Annotated in this window: 14 protein-coding genes; 6 read left to right on the top strand and 8 right to left on the bottom strand. The window is 72.8% G+C overall.

The genetic code is table 11. The features are described 5' to 3' along the window. Nucleotides 1-36: 36 nt before the first annotated feature. From ACGFNV_RS39795 to ACGFNV_RS39780, 4 genes are read right to left on the bottom strand one after another with little or no spacing between them, the layout of a single operon-like run. Nucleotides 37-1,254 carry a glycosyltransferase gene (locus ACGFNV_RS39795; RefSeq protein ID WP_393629631.1) on the bottom strand — a complete coding sequence of 406 codons (1,218 nt, stop codon included), beginning with the start codon at nucleotides 1,252-1,254 and terminating at the stop codon, nucleotides 37-39. Nucleotides 1,255-1,282: 28 nt separating this feature from the next. Beyond that, a complete protein-coding gene (locus tag ACGFNV_RS39790) occupies nucleotides 1,283-1,888 on the bottom strand; it encodes an HAD-IIIA family hydrolase (protein ID WP_393629629.1) in 606 nt (201 codons plus the stop codon). Beyond that, entirely contained in the window at nucleotides 1,885-2,886 is a 1,002-nt protein-coding gene (locus tag ACGFNV_RS39785; RefSeq protein ID WP_393629627.1) for a glycosyltransferase family 2 protein, read from the bottom strand. Before ACGFNV_RS39785 ends, ACGFNV_RS39790 begins: the two co-directional genes overlap by 4 nt. Continuing rightward, a complete protein-coding gene (locus tag ACGFNV_RS39780; protein ID WP_393629767.1) occupies nucleotides 2,883-3,086 on the bottom strand; it encodes a hypothetical protein in 204 nt (67 codons plus the stop codon). The genes ACGFNV_RS39785 and ACGFNV_RS39780 overlap by 4 nt, the downstream gene beginning before the upstream one ends. A gap of 105 nt (nucleotides 3,087-3,191) precedes the next feature. On the opposite strand from ACGFNV_RS39780, the gene ACGFNV_RS39775 reads away from it, so the two are divergent. From ACGFNV_RS39775 to ACGFNV_RS39765, 3 genes are all read left to right on the top strand, one after another. Then, entirely contained in the window at nucleotides 3,192-3,971 is a 780-nt protein-coding gene (locus ACGFNV_RS39775; RefSeq protein WP_393629625.1) for a polysaccharide deacetylase family protein, read from the top strand. 73 nt (nucleotides 3,972-4,044) lie between these two features. Beyond that, nucleotides 4,045-4,485, top strand: a complete 441-nt coding sequence (locus ACGFNV_RS39770) for an SRPBCC family protein (RefSeq protein WP_393629623.1) — start codon at nucleotides 4,045-4,047, stop codon at nucleotides 4,483-4,485. Further along, nucleotides 4,485-5,075, top strand: coding sequence for a class I SAM-dependent methyltransferase (locus ACGFNV_RS39765; protein WP_393629621.1), 591 nt, complete (start codon nucleotides 4,485-4,487; stop codon nucleotides 5,073-5,075). The genes ACGFNV_RS39770 and ACGFNV_RS39765 overlap by 1 nt, the downstream gene beginning before the upstream one ends. Before the next feature lie 10 nt (nucleotides 5,076-5,085). On the opposite strand, the gene ACGFNV_RS39760 is transcribed toward ACGFNV_RS39765, so the two are convergent. The 4 genes from ACGFNV_RS39760 to ACGFNV_RS39745 all read right to left on the bottom strand — a co-directional run bounded on the left by ACGFNV_RS39760 (nucleotide 5,086) and on the right by ACGFNV_RS39745 (nucleotide 10,851). Beyond that, a complete protein-coding gene (locus ACGFNV_RS39760) occupies nucleotides 5,086-7,203 on the bottom strand; it encodes an MMPL family transporter (protein ID WP_393629620.1) in 2,118 nt (705 codons plus the stop codon). A gap of 28 nt (nucleotides 7,204-7,231) precedes the next feature. Further along, nucleotides 7,232-8,155: an RNA polymerase sigma factor SigJ gene (gene sigJ / locus ACGFNV_RS39755; RefSeq protein ID WP_393629618.1), complete on the bottom strand. Its 924-nt coding sequence runs from the start codon at nucleotides 8,153-8,155 to the stop codon at nucleotides 7,232-7,234. Nucleotides 8,156-8,268: 113 nt separating this feature from the next. Then, nucleotides 8,269-9,042 (bottom strand): hypothetical protein, encoded by a 774-nt coding sequence (locus ACGFNV_RS39750; protein ID WP_393629617.1) that lies wholly within the window; start codon nucleotides 9,040-9,042, stop codon nucleotides 8,269-8,271. A 126-nt stretch (nucleotides 9,043-9,168) separates the two neighbouring features. Continuing rightward, nucleotides 9,169-10,851 carry a PucR family transcriptional regulator gene (locus tag ACGFNV_RS39745; protein WP_393629615.1) on the bottom strand — a complete coding sequence of 561 codons (1,683 nt, stop codon included), beginning with the start codon at nucleotides 10,849-10,851 and terminating at the stop codon, nucleotides 9,169-9,171. A 292-nt stretch (nucleotides 10,852-11,143) separates the two neighbouring features. On the opposite strand from ACGFNV_RS39745, the gene ACGFNV_RS39740 reads away from it, so the two are divergent. From ACGFNV_RS39740 to ACGFNV_RS39730, 3 genes are read left to right on the top strand one after another with little or no spacing between them, the layout of a single operon-like run. After that, nucleotides 11,144-12,034 (top strand): FAD binding domain-containing protein, encoded by an 891-nt coding sequence (locus ACGFNV_RS39740; protein WP_393629613.1) that lies wholly within the window; start codon nucleotides 11,144-11,146, stop codon nucleotides 12,032-12,034. Next, nucleotides 12,034-12,588: a (2Fe-2S)-binding protein gene (locus ACGFNV_RS39735; protein WP_393629612.1), complete on the top strand. Its 555-nt coding sequence runs from the start codon at nucleotides 12,034-12,036 to the stop codon at nucleotides 12,586-12,588. The genes ACGFNV_RS39740 and ACGFNV_RS39735 overlap by 1 nt, the downstream gene beginning before the upstream one ends. A 2-nt stretch (nucleotides 12,589-12,590) precedes the next feature. Further along, a complete protein-coding gene (locus ACGFNV_RS39730) occupies nucleotides 12,591-14,981 on the top strand; it encodes a xanthine dehydrogenase family protein molybdopterin-binding subunit (protein WP_393629610.1) in 2,391 nt (796 codons plus the stop codon). Nucleotides 14,982-15,212: the final 231 nt, after the last annotated feature.

Raw genomic sequence — 15,212 nt, 5'->3', positions numbered from 1 at the left:
TGACGGTGCCCCGGGAACGTCCCGGGGCATCGTCGTTCACGCCACCCGCGACGGCGGCTCATGGCCCACGGCGACCTGCCGGTAGACGTGTTCCACGCCGTCCGCCACGCGCTGCCAGGTGAAGCGGGCGAGGACGCGTTCGCGGCCCGCCTCGCCGTAGCGGCGGCGCAGTTCGTCGTCGCCCAGCAGGTCGCGGACGGTGGAGGCGATCGCCCGGGTGTCCCCGGGCGGCACCAGCCGGCCGGTGCGCCGGTCGGCCACGGTGTCCCGGTGGCCGCCCACGTCGGTGGCGACGACGGGCACCCCGCACGCCATCGCCTCCAGGGGCACGATGCCGAAGGGCTCGTACGACGGGGTGCACAGGACCGCGTCGGCGCTGCCGAGCAGCGCGGGCATCCGGGCGGGATCCACGGCGCCGAGCAGCCGCACCCGGTCGGCGACGCCCGCCCGGTCGGACAGCCACAGCAGGCGTTCCGCCTCGGGGTCGGTCTCCAGCAGGTCGCCGGGCGGCCCGCCCGCGACGAGGAGTTCGGCGTCCGGGATCTCGGTGAGGGCGCGGACGGCCCGGTCGAAGCCCTTGCGGCGAACCAGCCGGCCGCAGGCGACCAGCCGGTGCCGGCGCTGCCGTTCCGGCACGTCGGAGTGGCGCGCGCCGGGACGGAAGTGCTCGACGTCCACTCCGCACGGCACGACGGACACCTGCCGGGGCGGTACCCCCAGCTCGGCCAGCTCGTACACCTCGTCGGTGCAGGTCGCCAGGACGCGCCCGCAGCTACGGCCCAACTGGCGTTCGGAGCCCAGGCGTTCGTAGGGGCTGGTGTCCCGTCGGCCCTGGTGGCGGCGCTCCACGGAGCCGAGGGCATGGAAGGTCTGCACGACGGGGATGCCGTGCGGGTGCGCGCCGATCCGCGCGGCCACGCCGGACATCCAGTAGTGGGCGTGCACGACGTCGGGCCGTTCGCGGTCCCAGGCGCGGGCGAGGTGGGCGCCGAAGCCGGTCATGTAGGGGTAGAGGTCGTCCTTCGGGAGGACGTCGGGCGGCCCGGCCGGCACGTGGTCCACCTCGCCGCCGCCGGGCAGGGGCACCCGGTCGGGCAGGTCGGTGGAGTCGCGCCGGGTGTGGACGGTGACGTCGTGGCCGCGCCGGGACAGTTCCTCGGCGAGCCGGGCGACGTACACGTTCTGGCCGCCGGCGTCGGTGCCGCCGGGCGCGGCGAGCGGGCTCGCGTGCTCGGACACCATGGCGATCCTCATCGGGCCCTCTCCTCGTGGTTGTCGCTGTTCACCGCGGCCCTCCCGGGCGTCCGGGTGCCCCGGTCCCGTACGCCTCCTCGATGGGCCGCTCGTCGACCAGGACGTGCCCGCGCGGCGGCCCCAGGAGCACCGCGCGGACGGCGGTCAGCAGGTCCGGCGCCACGTGTTCGGCGGCCGTCGTCTCCCGCGGGGGCGTGTGCGGTGCCGGTACGAGGATCCCGTGGGCGCCGACCCGGCGTGCGGCCTCGACGTCGGCGCCCCGGCCGCTGATCACGACGATCCCCTCGGGCCCGGTGCACACCCGGCCGGCGGCCCACAGCAGCAGGCCGGGTTCGGGGCTGCGGCAGTGGCAGCCGTCGTCGGGGCCGTGCGGGCAGACGCCCCGCACGTCGAACGGGCCGAGGAGTTCGTCGACCCTCGCGTCGACGCGGCGCACGTCGGCCTCGGTGAGGGTCCCGCGCTCGATGCCCGGCTGGTGGGTGAGGAAGCCGGTGGCAAGGCCCCGGTGGCGCAGCAGTTCCAGGGCCTGGCGGGCACCTGCTACGGGGTGGACCCGCTCGGGGTCGGCGTTGTCGGGGACGTTCTCGACGAGGGTGCCGTCACGGTCGAACAGCACGGCCCGCACCCGGGTCACGGCGCCACCTCCCGCCAGGGGGCGGTGCCGCGGTGCCGCCACCGCCCCCGCAGCCAGTGCCAGGTGGCCACGGGCGGGATGAGCACGCTGCTGGCGAGCATGGTGTCGACCTCGTAGCGGGTGCGCGGGCCGGGCTCGATGCGCGACCACGCGAACTCGGCGGTTCCCGCCGCCCAGACCAGCCCGGCCGTCACGGCCTCGCGGCGGCGTCCGGCCGCGCCGAGCGCGCAGGCGGCCGCGCCCGCGGCGGTGATCGCGACGTGGCTGCGCAGCCGGCCGCGCGGGGCGAGCGCGCGGTGCCACCAGTCGGGGCCGTGCAGGCTCCGCATGAGCGCGTCGTCGGCCTTGCAGCGCTGGACGCGCAGCGACACCCACCGGCCGGCGGGATGCACCGGGTGCAGGCTGGTCCGCCGTCCCTGCCGGATGCGCCAGCCGGCGTCGAGGACGCGCAGCGCGAGGTCGGCGTCCTCGCGGGAGGAGCGTTGGAAGCGTTCGTCGAAGCCGCCGACCTGTTTGAGGGCCTCGGTGCGGTAGGCCATGTCGGCGGTGACCCAGTGCGCCCGGGCGAGTCCGGCGGTGCCGCGTTCCCAGTCGGTGGGCCGGCGTTCGCCGGGCAGCGGTACGGCGAGCACGCCCTGGACGCCCGCGGTGTCGGGGGACGCGTCGGCGAGGTCGTGGACGAGTTGCTCGTACCAGTGCGGGCCGCACTGCACCTCGTCGTCGAGGAACACCACCCACGGCGAAGTGACCGCGCGCAGGCCGGTGTTGCGGGCCGCCGCGGGGCCGCGGCCGTCGCTGTGCAGCACGGTGGTGCGCTCGCGCAGGTCGCCGAGGACGCTCAACGGGTGCTCCAGCGGGCCCGGTTCGGGGTCGGGCCGGTCGTCGACCAGGATGATCTCCTCAGGGGGCGGCCCGGTGGCCGCGGCGAGCGCGGCGAGGCAGTCGGCGAGTGTGTCCCGCACGGAGGTCGGGATGACCACGGCGTAGTCCCTGTTCATGCGTGCCCCCTTCCGGTGCGCTCGGCGTACGGTCCGGTGGCGCGCCGGTCCACGTACGGTCCGGTGGCGCGCCGGTCCATGAGCGCGCGGGGCCGTTCCTTGATCGTGCGGAGCCGCTCCGGTCCGGCGATCACACGTCCGTCGACGACGAGGGCGGCGGCCGGGTCGTGGAACGGGGCGTCGAGGCCGAGGATGCGCATGGATACGCGGGTGCCGCGCGGGAAGCTGTCTCAAACGCTTGCCGACAGTTTGAGACAAAACACCCACTATACACTCCATATATACTCACTGTGTATAGTCCCGGCATGCTTTCTCCGACCAAGAAGACGAAGAAAACGGGGACCCCGTTCCGAGCCGCCGGGACGTTCTCGGCGGCCGTCGCCCTGGCGCTGGCGCTCACCGGCTGCGCGGGCCACGACACCACCGCGCCGAGCTCCGCGCGCGCCGCCGCCGCACAGGCCCGTTTCGGGACCGCCGACTGTCGCCAGGCCAAGTGCATAGCGCTGACCTTCGACGCCGGGCCCAGCGAGAACTCCGCCCGCCTGCTGGACATCCTGAAGGAGAGACAGGTGCCGGCGACGTTCTTCCTGCTGGGCAAACGCCACATCGAGAAGTACCCGGAGCTCGTCAGACGCATGGCGGACGAGGGCCACGAGGTGGCCAGCCACACCTGGGACCACAAGATCCTCACGCGGCTGAAGCCCGCGGAGATACGCGAGGAGCTGGAACGCCCCAACAAGGAGATAGAGCGCCTCACCGGCCGCCGCCCGACGCTGATGCGCCCGCCGCAGGGCCGCACCGACGACACCGTGCACGACGTCTGCCGCGAGCTGGGCATGGCGGAGGTCCTGTGGAGCGTGACCGCCAAGGACTACACGACGAACGACTCCGCGCTGATCCAGAAGCGCGTCCTCGCCCAGGCGTCCCGCGACGGGATCATCCTGCTGCACGACATCTACGACGGGACCGTGCCCGCGGTGCCCGGGATCATCGACGCGCTGAGGGAGCGCGGGTACGTGTTCGTGACCGTGCCGCAGCTGCTGGCCCCCGGCAAGGCGGAGCCGGGGAAGGTGTACCGGCCCTGACGACGGCGGGCCTGAGCGTTGTCGGCCCGAGCGTTGTCGGGCCGAGCGTTGTCGGGCCGCCTAATATCCTCCCGTGGTCACCTTCCTCCTGGAACGCACGGCACCGCTCCCCCTCGACGAGGCCTGGCGCAGGCTCACGGAGTGGCCCCGGCACGGCGACGTGGTCCCGTTGACCCGGGTCAGCGTGGTCACTCCCCCGCCCACGCGCGAGGGCACGGTGTTCGTGGCCCGCTCCGGCCTCGGCCCGCTCTCCTTCGACGACCGCATGGAGGTCACGGTGTGGCACCCTCCGGCGGACGGCGAGCCGGGCCTGTGCCGGCTGGAGAAGCGGGGCCGGGTCGTCCTGGGCTGGGCGGAGATCGAGGTACGCCCTGGCCCGGGTGGCCGTACCCGCGTGGTGTGGCGCGAGGAGCTGCGGGTCCGCTTCCTGCCCGGGTTCGCCGACCCGGTCCTCGAGGCGGCCGCGCGCTCGATGTTCGGCCGGGCGGCCAACGCCCTCCTGCGGCGCCCCTGATGCCCGCCGAACGGGCCCACTGGGAGGACCACTTCGCCGCGGGACACGGCTTCCTCGGCACGGACGACCACGAACTGCGCCTGCTCACCGAGGCCGTGGGTCCGGTCCGCCCCGACGCCCGTGCGCTCGACATCGGTTGCGGTCTGGGCACGTACTCCGCCGCCCTGGCCGCCCTCGGCTACCGCACCCTCGCCGTGGACTGGGCCGACTCGGCGGTCGCGGCGACCCGCGACCGGTACGCCGACCTCCAGCCCCGACTGCGCGCCCTCCGTGTGGACTTCACGGACCCCGCCGAGGTCGAGTCCCTGCTGCCGCCGGGAGCCTTCGACCTCGTGACGATGCGCCTGGTCCTCGCCTTCCTGCCCGACAAGGCGGCGATCGCGGACCTCGTACGACGCCTGCTGGCACCGGACGGCGTCTGGCTGGTGACGTCCTCGCTGGCCGATCGCCTGCCCGAGCAGCGCCGGCACATCGGTCTGACCCCTGATGACGTGGCGGCTCTGACGGGCGGCTGGGGGCGGGGCCACTGGTACGACCTGGAGCCGGGCGGCGTGCGCTGCTTCGTGCTGCCCGGCCGGGCCGTTTCCTAGTCCGCGGCCGTCACCTCGCTGCCCGTGCGAACCCCCGCTCGGCGTCGGACCTGCCCGTCGGCGCCTCGGGCGCGTCGGAGTGCCTGAACAGTGCGCTGGGCCACCACATCCAGCGGCCCACGTCCAGGGTCAGCGCGGTGACCAGGACCGAGCGGACGATCATGGTGTCCAGCAGGACGCCGAACGCCACCGCGAACCCCAGTTCGGCCGCGAACACCAGGGGCAGCGAGGCCATCGCCGCGAAGGTGCCGGCCAGCACCAGACCCGCCGAGGTGATCACACCGCCGGTGGCGGACAGGCCTGTCAGCGCGCCGCGCCGGGTGCCGTGCAGCAGTGCCTCCTCGCGCACCCGGGTGACCAGGAAGATGTTGTAGTCGATGCCGAGCGCGACCAGGAACACGAACGTCAGGAGCGGGAAGGACGCTTCCGCGCCGGCGAAGTGGAAGACATGGTTGAACATCAGACTGCTCACGCCGAGGGCCGCTCCGAACGACAGCACCACCGTCGCCATCAGCAGCAAGGGGGCGACGATCGCCCGCAGCAACAGCGTGAGGACGAGGAACACCACGACCAGCACGATGGGGATGATCACCTCGGAGTCGCGGGCGGCGGCCTCCTGCGTGTCGAGGACGATCGCCGTGTTGCCGCCGACCTGCGCGTCGGCGCCGTCGATCGCGTGGACCGCGGTTCTGGCCCGCTCGACGGTGCGCATCGCGGCCGTGCTGCTGGGATCGTCCCTGAGCTCCCCGAGCACCATGGCCTCCCCGTCCTTGACCATCGGCGTGGAGACGGCGGCGACTCCGGGGACGGCGGACAGCGCGGCCTTCACCTGCTCCGCCGAGTCGGCCCTCGCCACGACGTAGACGGGATCGCCGGACCCGGCCGGGAAGTGCCGGGACTGGATCTGCTCGCCGACGGCCATCTGCGGCTCGTCGGTGAACTGGTCCTTGTTGGCGAGTCCGTCGGCCCTGAGCCCGAACACCCCCAGCGCCATTGCGGCGAGGACCAGCGAGGTGCCGATCCACACGATCCGCGGCCGGCCGGAGACGCCGGTGCCGACCCGGGTCCAGACGCCCGCCTCGGCCGCCTCGGCCGATCCGTACGACGGCTTCACCGGCCAGAAGACCCAGCGGCCGCAGATGACCAGCAGGGCCGGCATCAGCGTGACCATGGCGAGCAGTCCGACGAGGACGCCGACGGCGCAGGCCGGCCCGAGCCCCTGCGTGGAGTTGAGGTCGGCCAGCATCAGCAGCATCAGGCTGACCGCGACGGTCGCGGCGCTGGCGATGATCGCGGGACCGGAGCGGTGCAGGGCCTCCGTCATCGCCTCGTGCCGGTCCTCGTGCCGCCGCAGCTCCTCCCGGTACCGCGAGATGAGCAGGAGGGCGTAGTCGGTTGCGGCGCCGAACACCAGGACCGTCAGGATGAAGCTGGTCTGCTTGTTGACGGTGAGGCCGGCGTTCCTGGCCAGCAGGTAGATCACCGCTTCCGACGTGACCAGGGCGCCGCCCACGGTCAGCAGGGGAAGCAACGGCAGCAGTGGACTGCGGTAGGTGAGCAGCAGGATCACGACCACGACCGCCGCGGTGATCGTCGTCAGGGCGCCGCCCCCGCTGAAGGCCTTGATCGAGTCGGACGCGTATCCGGCCGGCCCGGTGACATGGAACCCGAGACCGTCCGCGTTCTCCTCGCCGACCTCGGTCATCGCGTCGACGACCTTGCCGATCCCCTCCCAGCCCGTCCTGTCCTTGTGCACCTGGACCACGGTCTGGATGGCCTTGCCGTCCTGGGACTTCAGGGGGCCCTGGGGGCGGCCCACGACACCGTCGACGCCCGTGAATGCCTCGGCGTCGGCCCGGGCCTTGGTCAGATCGGCGGCGGTGACGCCCTCGGGCCGGTCGTAGACCACGATCGCGGGCAGCGTGTCGGCGGGCTGGAACCTCTCTGCGCGCTCGACGACGCGGGTCGACTCCGCGTTGCCCGGCAGCCAGGCCGAGTTGTCGTTCTCCTCGACGTCGCCGAGCTTGCCGGCCAGCAGGAGGGCCGGGACCAGCAGGGCAGCCCAGAGGGCGAGGACGACCCATTTCGTCACCCGGCCACTGGGCAGGGAGGAAAGCTTTCTCACCATGCGGATTCCTCAGTGGTCAGTCGAGCGGTCAGTTGACGTGGGAGAGCTTGTCGGGATTGGCGACGGTGTAGATGCCGCACACCTGGTCACCGTCCGGAGTGAGGTCCAGGACGAGAACGGCGTAGGGGGAGCCGTCGGCGCACAGCAGGGCCGACGGGGCGCCGTTGACGCTGCGGTAGGCGATGTCGAGGCCCTTGCCGGAGCGGGGGACGAGACCGGCGATCAGGCGGACGACGTTGTCCCGGCCGTGGATCGGCCGCAGGCCGGCCCGGGCCTTGCCGCCGCCGTCGCTCCACAGGGTCACGTCCGGCGCCAGGATCGACAGGAGGGCGTCCAGGTCACCGCCGAGCGCGGCGGCGAGGAACCGTTCGGTCACCTGCTGCCGGACGTGCGGCTCGGGCTCGTAGCGGGGGCGCCGGGCGTGGACGTGCTCGCGGGCGCGATGGGCGAGCTGGCGGATCGCCGAGGGGCTGCGGCCGAGGATCTCCGCGATCTCGGTGTGGGCGTATCCGAACACCTCGTGCAGGACGAACACCCCGCGTTCCAGCGGGGTGAGGGTCTCCAGGACCACCAGCAGCGCCATCGACACCGACTCGGCGCGCACCGCCGCGTCGGCGGCGTCATCGGGGGCCGGGGTGTCGGTGAGGGGGCCGACGAGCGGTTCGGGCAGCCACGGGCCGACGTAGGTCTCACGGCGGCGGCTGACGGTGGCCTGGTGGGCGAGGGCCCGGTTGACCGCGATCCGCACCAGGTAGGCGCGCGGGTTGTCGATCCGCTCGACGCTCGGCGCCTGATGCCTGGTCGTCCACGACAGCCAGGTCTCCTGGAGCACGTCCTCGGTGTCGGCGACGGTGCCGCGCATGTTGTAGACGATGGAGAACAGCAGCTCACGGTGGTCGTGGAACACCTGTGTGGTGGTGTTCGCCGATGGGTCTGGCGGGGTGTCGGACATCGCGGGGCCTCTCGTCACTGATGCGTTCGCAACTGAGAGCGCCCCGGGCATCGAGGTGTGACATCCGCACCCCCGAATGTGGTCTACGTCACTCTAAGGGCTCGCGCGGCACCTCACGCCGTCGCCGCCGGTGGGGCCAACTGGCGGGCCAGCCACGTCGGTACGCCCCCCAGGAGGCGGAACAGGCGGCGGGCCTCCTCCCGCAGGCGTGACGCCTCGGGTTCCACCTCCGCGTCCGCCAGGGACGCCAGTGCCGGGGCCGTGCCGACCAGGTAGCCCAACTCCTCGCGGATACGGAGGGATTCGGCGAAGCCGTGCCGGGCCTCGGTCAACTCGCCGTCGCGCAGGGCGAGTCCGGCGAGGTGACGCCAGGTGAAGGAGAGGAGCAGGGCGTCGGAGTGCGCGGCGGCACCCGTGTGGGCGCGGCGGTACGCGGCGCGGGCCGCCTGCGGGGAGTCGGCCAGGTTCTCCGCGAGCAGGCCCCGCCGGAAGTCGAGCAGCGCCCGCCCAGGCGCCCCCGGAGCGATCAGCGCCGCCGCCCGTCCCAGCGCGGCGCGCGCCTCGTCGGCCCGGTCGCGCACCCCGTGCAGTGTGGCGGCGTAGGCCAGTTGGCCGCGCTCGCAGGCCGCGGCGCCCCGTTCCTCGTCGGTGTGGGCCAGCGCCTCCGCCGTACGCAGCGCGTCCTCGGCCTCCTCCCAGCCCCGCTCGGTGTACAGGCACCGTTCGACGAGCAGCGCGGTCCGCTGCACCGCGGCCGCCGCCGTGACCGGTTGGAGCAGGGCCGCCGCGTCGGCCCAGCAGGCCCGCGAGCGCAACCGCCATACCGCGGTCTGGAGGGGATCGTCACCTGCGGTCGTTCCGGTACCAGACACGGCAGGATGCGCCACATTGCCCTCCCGAGCACGCCATCGAGCTTTGAGTGGTGGCGGCATCTCAACACGGATCGACCAGCCCGGCCAAGAGGGTGGGTGAAGGATTTCACAAAGTCGTGGGACTCATCGGCGCCGGAGGTTTCAGCTCATGCGCAGGGCCAGGAAGAAATCCAGCTTGTCCTCGAGCCGCGACAGGTCCCGACCCGTCAACTGCTCGATGCGTCCCACCCGGTAGCGCAGCGTGTTGACGTGCAGGTGGAGACGGGAGGCGCAGCGCGTCCAGGAGCCGTCGCAGTCGAGGAACGCCTCCAGGGTCGGGATCAGCTCGGCGCGGTGGCGGCGGTCGTACTCGCGCAGCGGGTCCAGGAGCCGGGCCGTGAAGGCGCGGCGGACGTCGTCCGGGACGAACGGGAGCAGCAGCACGTGCGACGCCAGTTCGTGGTGGCCGGCCGCGCACACCCGGCCGGAGCGCGCCGCGGCGACCCGCCGCGCGTGCCGTGCCTCCTCCAGCGCTCCGCGCAGCCCCTCCGCGGAGTGCACGGCCGCGCTGATGCCGAGCGTGAGCCGGCCGTCGTCGTCCAGCCCGGCCGTCAGCGGGTCCCGTACGGCCTCCAGGAGCGCGTCGGCGAGGATGCCCGTCCCGGAACCGTCGTGCTCGGTGGACACGGCGGGCAGGGGGACGAGCGCGATCGCCTCGTCGCCGGTGTGGGCCACGGCGATGCGGTCGGAGGGCTCGGGGCCGGTGGCGAGCGGATCGACGAGGATCTCCTCCAGGAGGGACTGGGCGACCGGTCCGCCCTCGAGCCCCGCGGCGTCCCCGTCGTCCCACTCCACGCGGGCCACGACCACCTGCCAGTGCGGGGCGGATCCGAGGCCGGGCAGCAGGACGGGAGCGGCGACCCGCAGGCGCGCGGCGATCTCGGCGGGCGCGGCGCCCGTCTGCACCAGCTCCAGGACCTCCTGGGCGAGCCGCCGCCGGACCGTGCGGGCCGCGTCCCGGCGGTCGCGTTCGACCGCGATCAGCTGGGTGACGCCCTGGAGGAGGTCCAGACGCTCATCGGGCCAGTCACCGGCGTCCGCCTCGACGGCCAGCAGCCAGTCCGACAGCACCGTCTCGCGCACGTCCCGGGCGGCCTGCGGGGAGCGGCCGCTGCTGCGGATCGGGAAGAGGCTGTACGTCGTCGGGCCCAGCGTCAGCCGGTGCGGTCCGCGCCGGCCCGTGCGGGTGGCGGACAGGTGCTCGGCGGCGAGCCGGGCGCACACGTCGGCGGGCAGGGCGGCCCCCGCCTCCTTGGGCCCCGCGATGAGGCGGCCCGCGGGCGAGAGAACCCAGGCGCGCAGGTCCAGGTCGGAGCCGAGCAGGTCCAGGACGACGTCGGGGCCGCCGCCCGCCGGGCCCGAGGTCATCATCCGCCGGTGCCGGTCCACGACGGCCGCGAGGTCACCGGCGCGCTCGCCGGACACCTGGCGTACGACGTGCTCGGTGATCGTCGCGAACGCCACCGACTCGTGCACCGCGAACAGCGGCAGCCGGTGCCGGGCGCAGGCCACGACCAGGTCCTCCGGCACGTCACCGAGCTCCGCCTCGCCGGCGGCCAGCGCGGTGACGCCGGCCTGCACCAGGAGCCGTACGAAGGACTCGGAGTCCGCGTCGTCCCTGCGCCAGGCCAGACCGGTCAGGACCAGTTCCCCGCCCGAGAGGTAGCGGCTGGGGTCTCTGAGGTCGGTGGTCATCACACCCCGCACGGTGCGGTCCAGCTCGTCCTCGCCACCGAGCAGCCGCAGGCCCAGCGCATCGGTGTCCAGCAGTGCGCGCAGCCGCATTCTCGTCGCCGCCGTTCTGTGTCTCGAAATCTGCGTTGAAGCGTGAGGGCGCTGTTTCCGCGGGAAAACAGTGGGGTTACCGGTGACCTCCGTTCATACGAATCTACAAGATGCCCGCCCTGGCCAGCCAACTCCTTCATGGTTTCCGTGACTGACCCGGTCGGAGCACCACGCTGTGTACTGACCTCACTCCACGTGAACAGTGCATGAAGCGAGCCGGCCCCGCCGCACCCGATCTGGCTCGATCCGTACGACTACGAGTACGACCACGAGACGAAGAAGAGAGCCGGTCATGGACTTCCTTCGCCCCGCCAGCTGGGAGGAAGCGCTCGCCGCCAAGGCAGCGCATCCCACCGCTGTGCCGATCGCGGGTGGCACCGACGTGATGGTCGAGATCAACTTCGACCACCGGCGGCCCGAGTACCTCCTCGACCTGAACCGCGTCGGTGACCTCTACGAGTGGGAGGTCGGCGAGGACAGCGTGCGGCTCGGAGCCTCCGTCCCGTACACGCGGATCATGGAGAACCTGCGCACCGAACTGCCCGGCCTGGCCATCGCCTCCCACACCGTGGCCTCCCCGCAGATCCGCAACCGCGGCGGCGTCGGCGGCAACCTCGGCACCGCCTCCCCGGCCGGCGACGCCCACCCCGCCCTCCTCGCGGCGGGCGCCGAGGTCGAGGCGGAGTCCGTACGGGGCTCGCGGCGCATCCCGATCGACGCGTTCTACACCGGCGTGAAGCGCAACGCGCTGGCGCCCGACGAGCTGATCCGCGCCGTTCACATCAAGAAGGCCGACGGCCCGCAACAGTTCTCGAAGGTGGGTACCCGCAACGCCATGGTCATCGCCGTGTGCGCCTTCGGTCTCGCCCTGCACCCCGAGACCCGCACGGTCCGCACCGGCATCGGCTCGGCCGCGCCCACCCCCGTGCGGGCGAAGGCCGCCGAGGAGTTCCTGAACGCCGCCCTCGACGAGGGCGGCTTCTGGAACAACGGACGGATCATCACCCCGTCGGTCGCCAAGCAGTTCGCGGACCTGTGCTCCGCCGCCTGCAACCCCATCGACGACGTCCGGGGCACCGCGAACTACCGCCGCCACGCGGTCGGGGTCATGGCCCGCCGCACGCTGACCTGGACCTGGGAGTCGTACCGCGGCGCCCGCCGCCTCTCGGAGGGAGCTGCGTAATGCGCGTCAACTTCACGGTCAACGGACGCCCCCAGGAGGCCGACGACGTCTGGGAGGGCGAGTCGCTGCTGTACGTGCTGCGGGAGCGGCTCGGGCTGCCGGGTTCGAAGAACGCCTGTGAGCAGGGCGAATGCGGGTCGTGCACGGTTCGGCTGGATGGCGTGCCGGTGTGTTCCTGCCTGGTGGCGGCGGGTCAGGTGGAGGGCAGGGACGTCATCACGGTCGAGGGCCTGGCCGACTACGCCAGACAGCGTGCCTGCGGTACGTCGGCAGCCCACGGCACCGACTCGCAGACCGGCGAGGGCACCGGCTCATCCGCGCGCGAAGCGCTCTCTCCCGTCCAGCAGGCGTTCATCGACGCCGGCGCCGTCCAGTGCGGCTTCTGCACGCCGGGGCTGCTCGTCGCCGCCGACGAGATGCTGGAACGCAACCCGAACCCGTCCGACGCGGACATCCGCGAGGCCCTCTCGGGGAACCTGTGCCGCTGCACCGGCTACGAGAAGATCATGGACGCGGTCCGCCTGGCGGCCGCCCGGCAGGGAGAGGCGGTCTGAGGATGCCGACGAACGGCGCTCCCACGAAGATCACCCAGGGGTCCCAAAGCAAGGGCGGCATCGGCGAGTCCACGCTCCGCCCGGACGGCACCCTCAAGGTCACCGGCGAGTTCGCGTACTCCTCCGACATGTGGCACGAGGACATGCTCTGGGGCCAGATCCTGCGCTCCCCGGTCGCCCACGCCGAGATCGTCTCCATCGACACCGGCGAGGCCCTGGCCACGCCCGGCGTGTACGCCGTCCTGACGTACGACGACCTGCCGACCGAGGTGAAGAACTACGGACTGGAGATCCAGGACACCCCTGTCCTCGCCCACGGCAAGGTCCGCCACCACGGCGAGCCGGTGGCCGTCGTCGCCGCCGACCACCCGGAGACCGCGCGCCGCGCCGCCGCGAAGATCAAGGTGGAGTACCGCGAACTCCCGGTCATCACCGACGAGGCCTCCGCGACCGCCCCCGACGCGATCCTCGTCCACGAGCACCGCACCGACCACCACATCGGCCACGTCCCGCACCCGAACATCGTCCACCGCCAGCCGATCGTCCGCGGCGACGTGGCCGCGGCCCGGGAGCGCGCGGACGTGATCGTCGAGGGCGAGTACACCTTCGGCATGCAGGACCAGGCCTTCCTCGGCCCCGAGTCCGGCCTCGCCGTGCCCGAGGAGGACGGCGGCGTCCACCTCTACATCGCCACCCAGTGGCTGCACAGCGACCTGCGGCAGATCGCCCCCGTGCTCGGTCTCCCACCGGAGAAGGTGCGCATGACGCTGGCCGGCGTCGGCGGCGCCTTCGGCGGCCGCGAGGACCTGTCGATGCAGATCCACGCCTGCCTGCTCGCCCTGCGCACCGGCAAGCCCGTCAAGATCGTCTACAACCGCTTCGAGTCCTTCTTCGGCCACGTCCACCGCCACCCCGCGAAGCTGTACTACGAGCACGGCGCGACCCGCGACGGCAAGCTCACCCACGTCAAGTGCCGGATCGTCCTGGACGGCGGTGCGTACGCCTCCGCCAGCCCGGCCGTGGTCGGCAACGCCTCCTCGCTCGGCGTCGGCCCGTACGTCGTCGACGACGTCGACATCGAGGCCATCGCCCTCTACACCAACAACCCGCCCTGCGGCGCCATGCGCGGCTTCGGCGCGGTCCAGGCGTGCTTCGCGTACGAGGCGCAGATGGACAAGGTGGCGAAGGAACTCGGCATGGACCCGGTGGAGTTCCGGCAGCTCAACGCCATGGAACAGGGCACCCTCATGCCGACCGGGCAGCCGGTCGACTCCCCCGCGCCGGTCGCCGAACTCCTGCGCCGTGTCAAGGCGATGCCGATGCCGCCGGAGCGCCAGTGGGAGAGCAGCGAGGGCGCGGACGTACGGCAGTTGCCCGGCGGTCTGTCCAACACCACGCACGGCGAGGGCGTCGTACGCGGAGTGGGCTACGCGGTCGGCATCAAGAACGTCGGCTTCTCCGAGGGCTTCGACGACTACTCCACCGCGCGCGTGCGCCTGGAGGTCGTCGCCGGTGAGCCGGCCGCCACCGTGCACACGGCCATGGCGGAGGTCGGCCAGGGCGGTGTCACCGTCCACGCGCAGATCGCCCGGACGGAGCTGGGCGTCGCCCAGGTGACGATCCATCCGGCCAACACGGAGGTGGGCAGCGCGGGTTCGACGTCCGCGTCCCGGCAGACGTACGTGACCGGCGGCGCCGTGAAGAACGCCTGCGAGCTGGTGCGGGAGAAGGTGCTGGAGCTCGGGCGCCGCGCATTCGGCTCGTACCACCCGGCCTGGGCGACGGCGGAGCTGCTGCTCGAGGGCGGCAAGGTCGTCACCGACGGCGGGGAGGTGCTCGCCGACCTCGTGGACGTCCTCGGCGACGAGGCCGTGGAGGTCGAGGAGGAGTGGCGGCACCGGCCGACCGAGCCCTTCGACCTGCGCACCGGCCAGGGCAACGGCCACGTCCAGTACTCCTTCGCCGCGCACCGGGCCGTCGTCGAGGTCGACACCGAGCTGGGGCTGGTCAAGGTCGTCGAGCTGGCCTGCGCCCAGGACGTCGGCAAGGCCCTCAACCCGCTGTCCGTGCTCGGCCAGATCCAGGGCGGGACCACACAGGGCCTGGGCGTGGCGGTCATGGAGGAGATCGTCGTCGACCCGAAGACCGCGAAGGTGAAGAACCCGTCCTTCACGGACTACCTCATCCCCACCATCCTCGACACCCCCACCATCCCCGTCGACGTTCTCGAACTCGCCGACACCCACGCCCCCTACGGCCTCCGCGGCATCGGCGAGGCCCCCACCCTGTCGTCGACTCCGGCAGTCCTGTCAGCCATCCGCAACGCGACGGGCCTGGAGCTGAACAGAACACCGGTCAGGCCCGAGCACCTCACGGACACGGCGCAGCACTGAACAGCGCTGCCGCTGCCGTGGCGGGCGCCTCACATCGCCGCTGCCGTTGCGCCGCTGCCGTTCCGGGCATCTCACAACGCCACTGCCGTTGCGGGCAGTCGTGCCGCAGGGCGGCACGGGTGGGCGCAACGGCACCCCCGACGCCGGGCAACCTCGCACCCGACGGCCGCACCGGCGCCGACAGCAGCACAACACACGTTCGCCTCGGGCCGTCCCCCGGGTCGTACACAT

This window comes from Streptomyces sp. NPDC048751 (assembly GCF_043198595.1).
In the GTDB taxonomy this organism is placed as follows: domain Bacteria; phylum Actinomycetota; class Actinomycetes; order Streptomycetales; family Streptomycetaceae; genus Streptomyces.
Note: the sequence above shows the minus strand (reverse complement) of the source record. Positions and strands in the feature narration are given on the sequence as shown.

Coding starts and splice junctions, on each gene's coding strand:
- ACGFNV_RS39795 (WP_393629631.1), bottom strand. CDS start 1,254: ATGAGGATCGCCATGGTGTCCGAGCACGCGAGCCCGCTCGCCGCGCCC.
- ACGFNV_RS39785 (WP_393629627.1), bottom strand. CDS start 2,886: ATGAACAGGGACTACGCCGTGGTCATCCCGACCTCCGTGCGGGACACA.
- ACGFNV_RS39780 (WP_393629767.1), bottom strand. CDS start 3,086: ATGCGCATCCTCGGCCTCGACGCCCCGTTCCACGACCCGGCCGCCGCC.
- ACGFNV_RS39775 (WP_393629625.1), top strand. CDS start 3,192: ATGCTTTCTCCGACCAAGAAGACGAAGAAAACGGGGACCCCGTTCCGA.
- ACGFNV_RS39765 (WP_393629621.1), top strand. CDS start 4,485: ATGCCCGCCGAACGGGCCCACTGGGAGGACCACTTCGCCGCGGGACAC.
- ACGFNV_RS39760 (WP_393629620.1), bottom strand. CDS start 7,203: ATGGTGAGAAAGCTTTCCTCCCTGCCCAGTGGCCGGGTGACGAAATGG.
- sigJ (WP_393629618.1), bottom strand. CDS start 8,155: ATGTCCGACACCCCGCCAGACCCATCGGCGAACACCACCACACAGGTG.
- ACGFNV_RS39745 (WP_393629615.1), bottom strand. CDS start 10,851: ATGCGGCTGCGCGCACTGCTGGACACCGATGCGCTGGGCCTGCGGCTG.
- ACGFNV_RS39740 (WP_393629613.1), top strand. CDS start 11,144: ATGGACTTCCTTCGCCCCGCCAGCTGGGAGGAAGCGCTCGCCGCCAAG.
- ACGFNV_RS39735 (WP_393629612.1), top strand. CDS start 12,034: ATGCGCGTCAACTTCACGGTCAACGGACGCCCCCAGGAGGCCGACGAC.
- ACGFNV_RS39730 (WP_393629610.1), top strand. CDS start 12,591: ATGCCGACGAACGGCGCTCCCACGAAGATCACCCAGGGGTCCCAAAGC.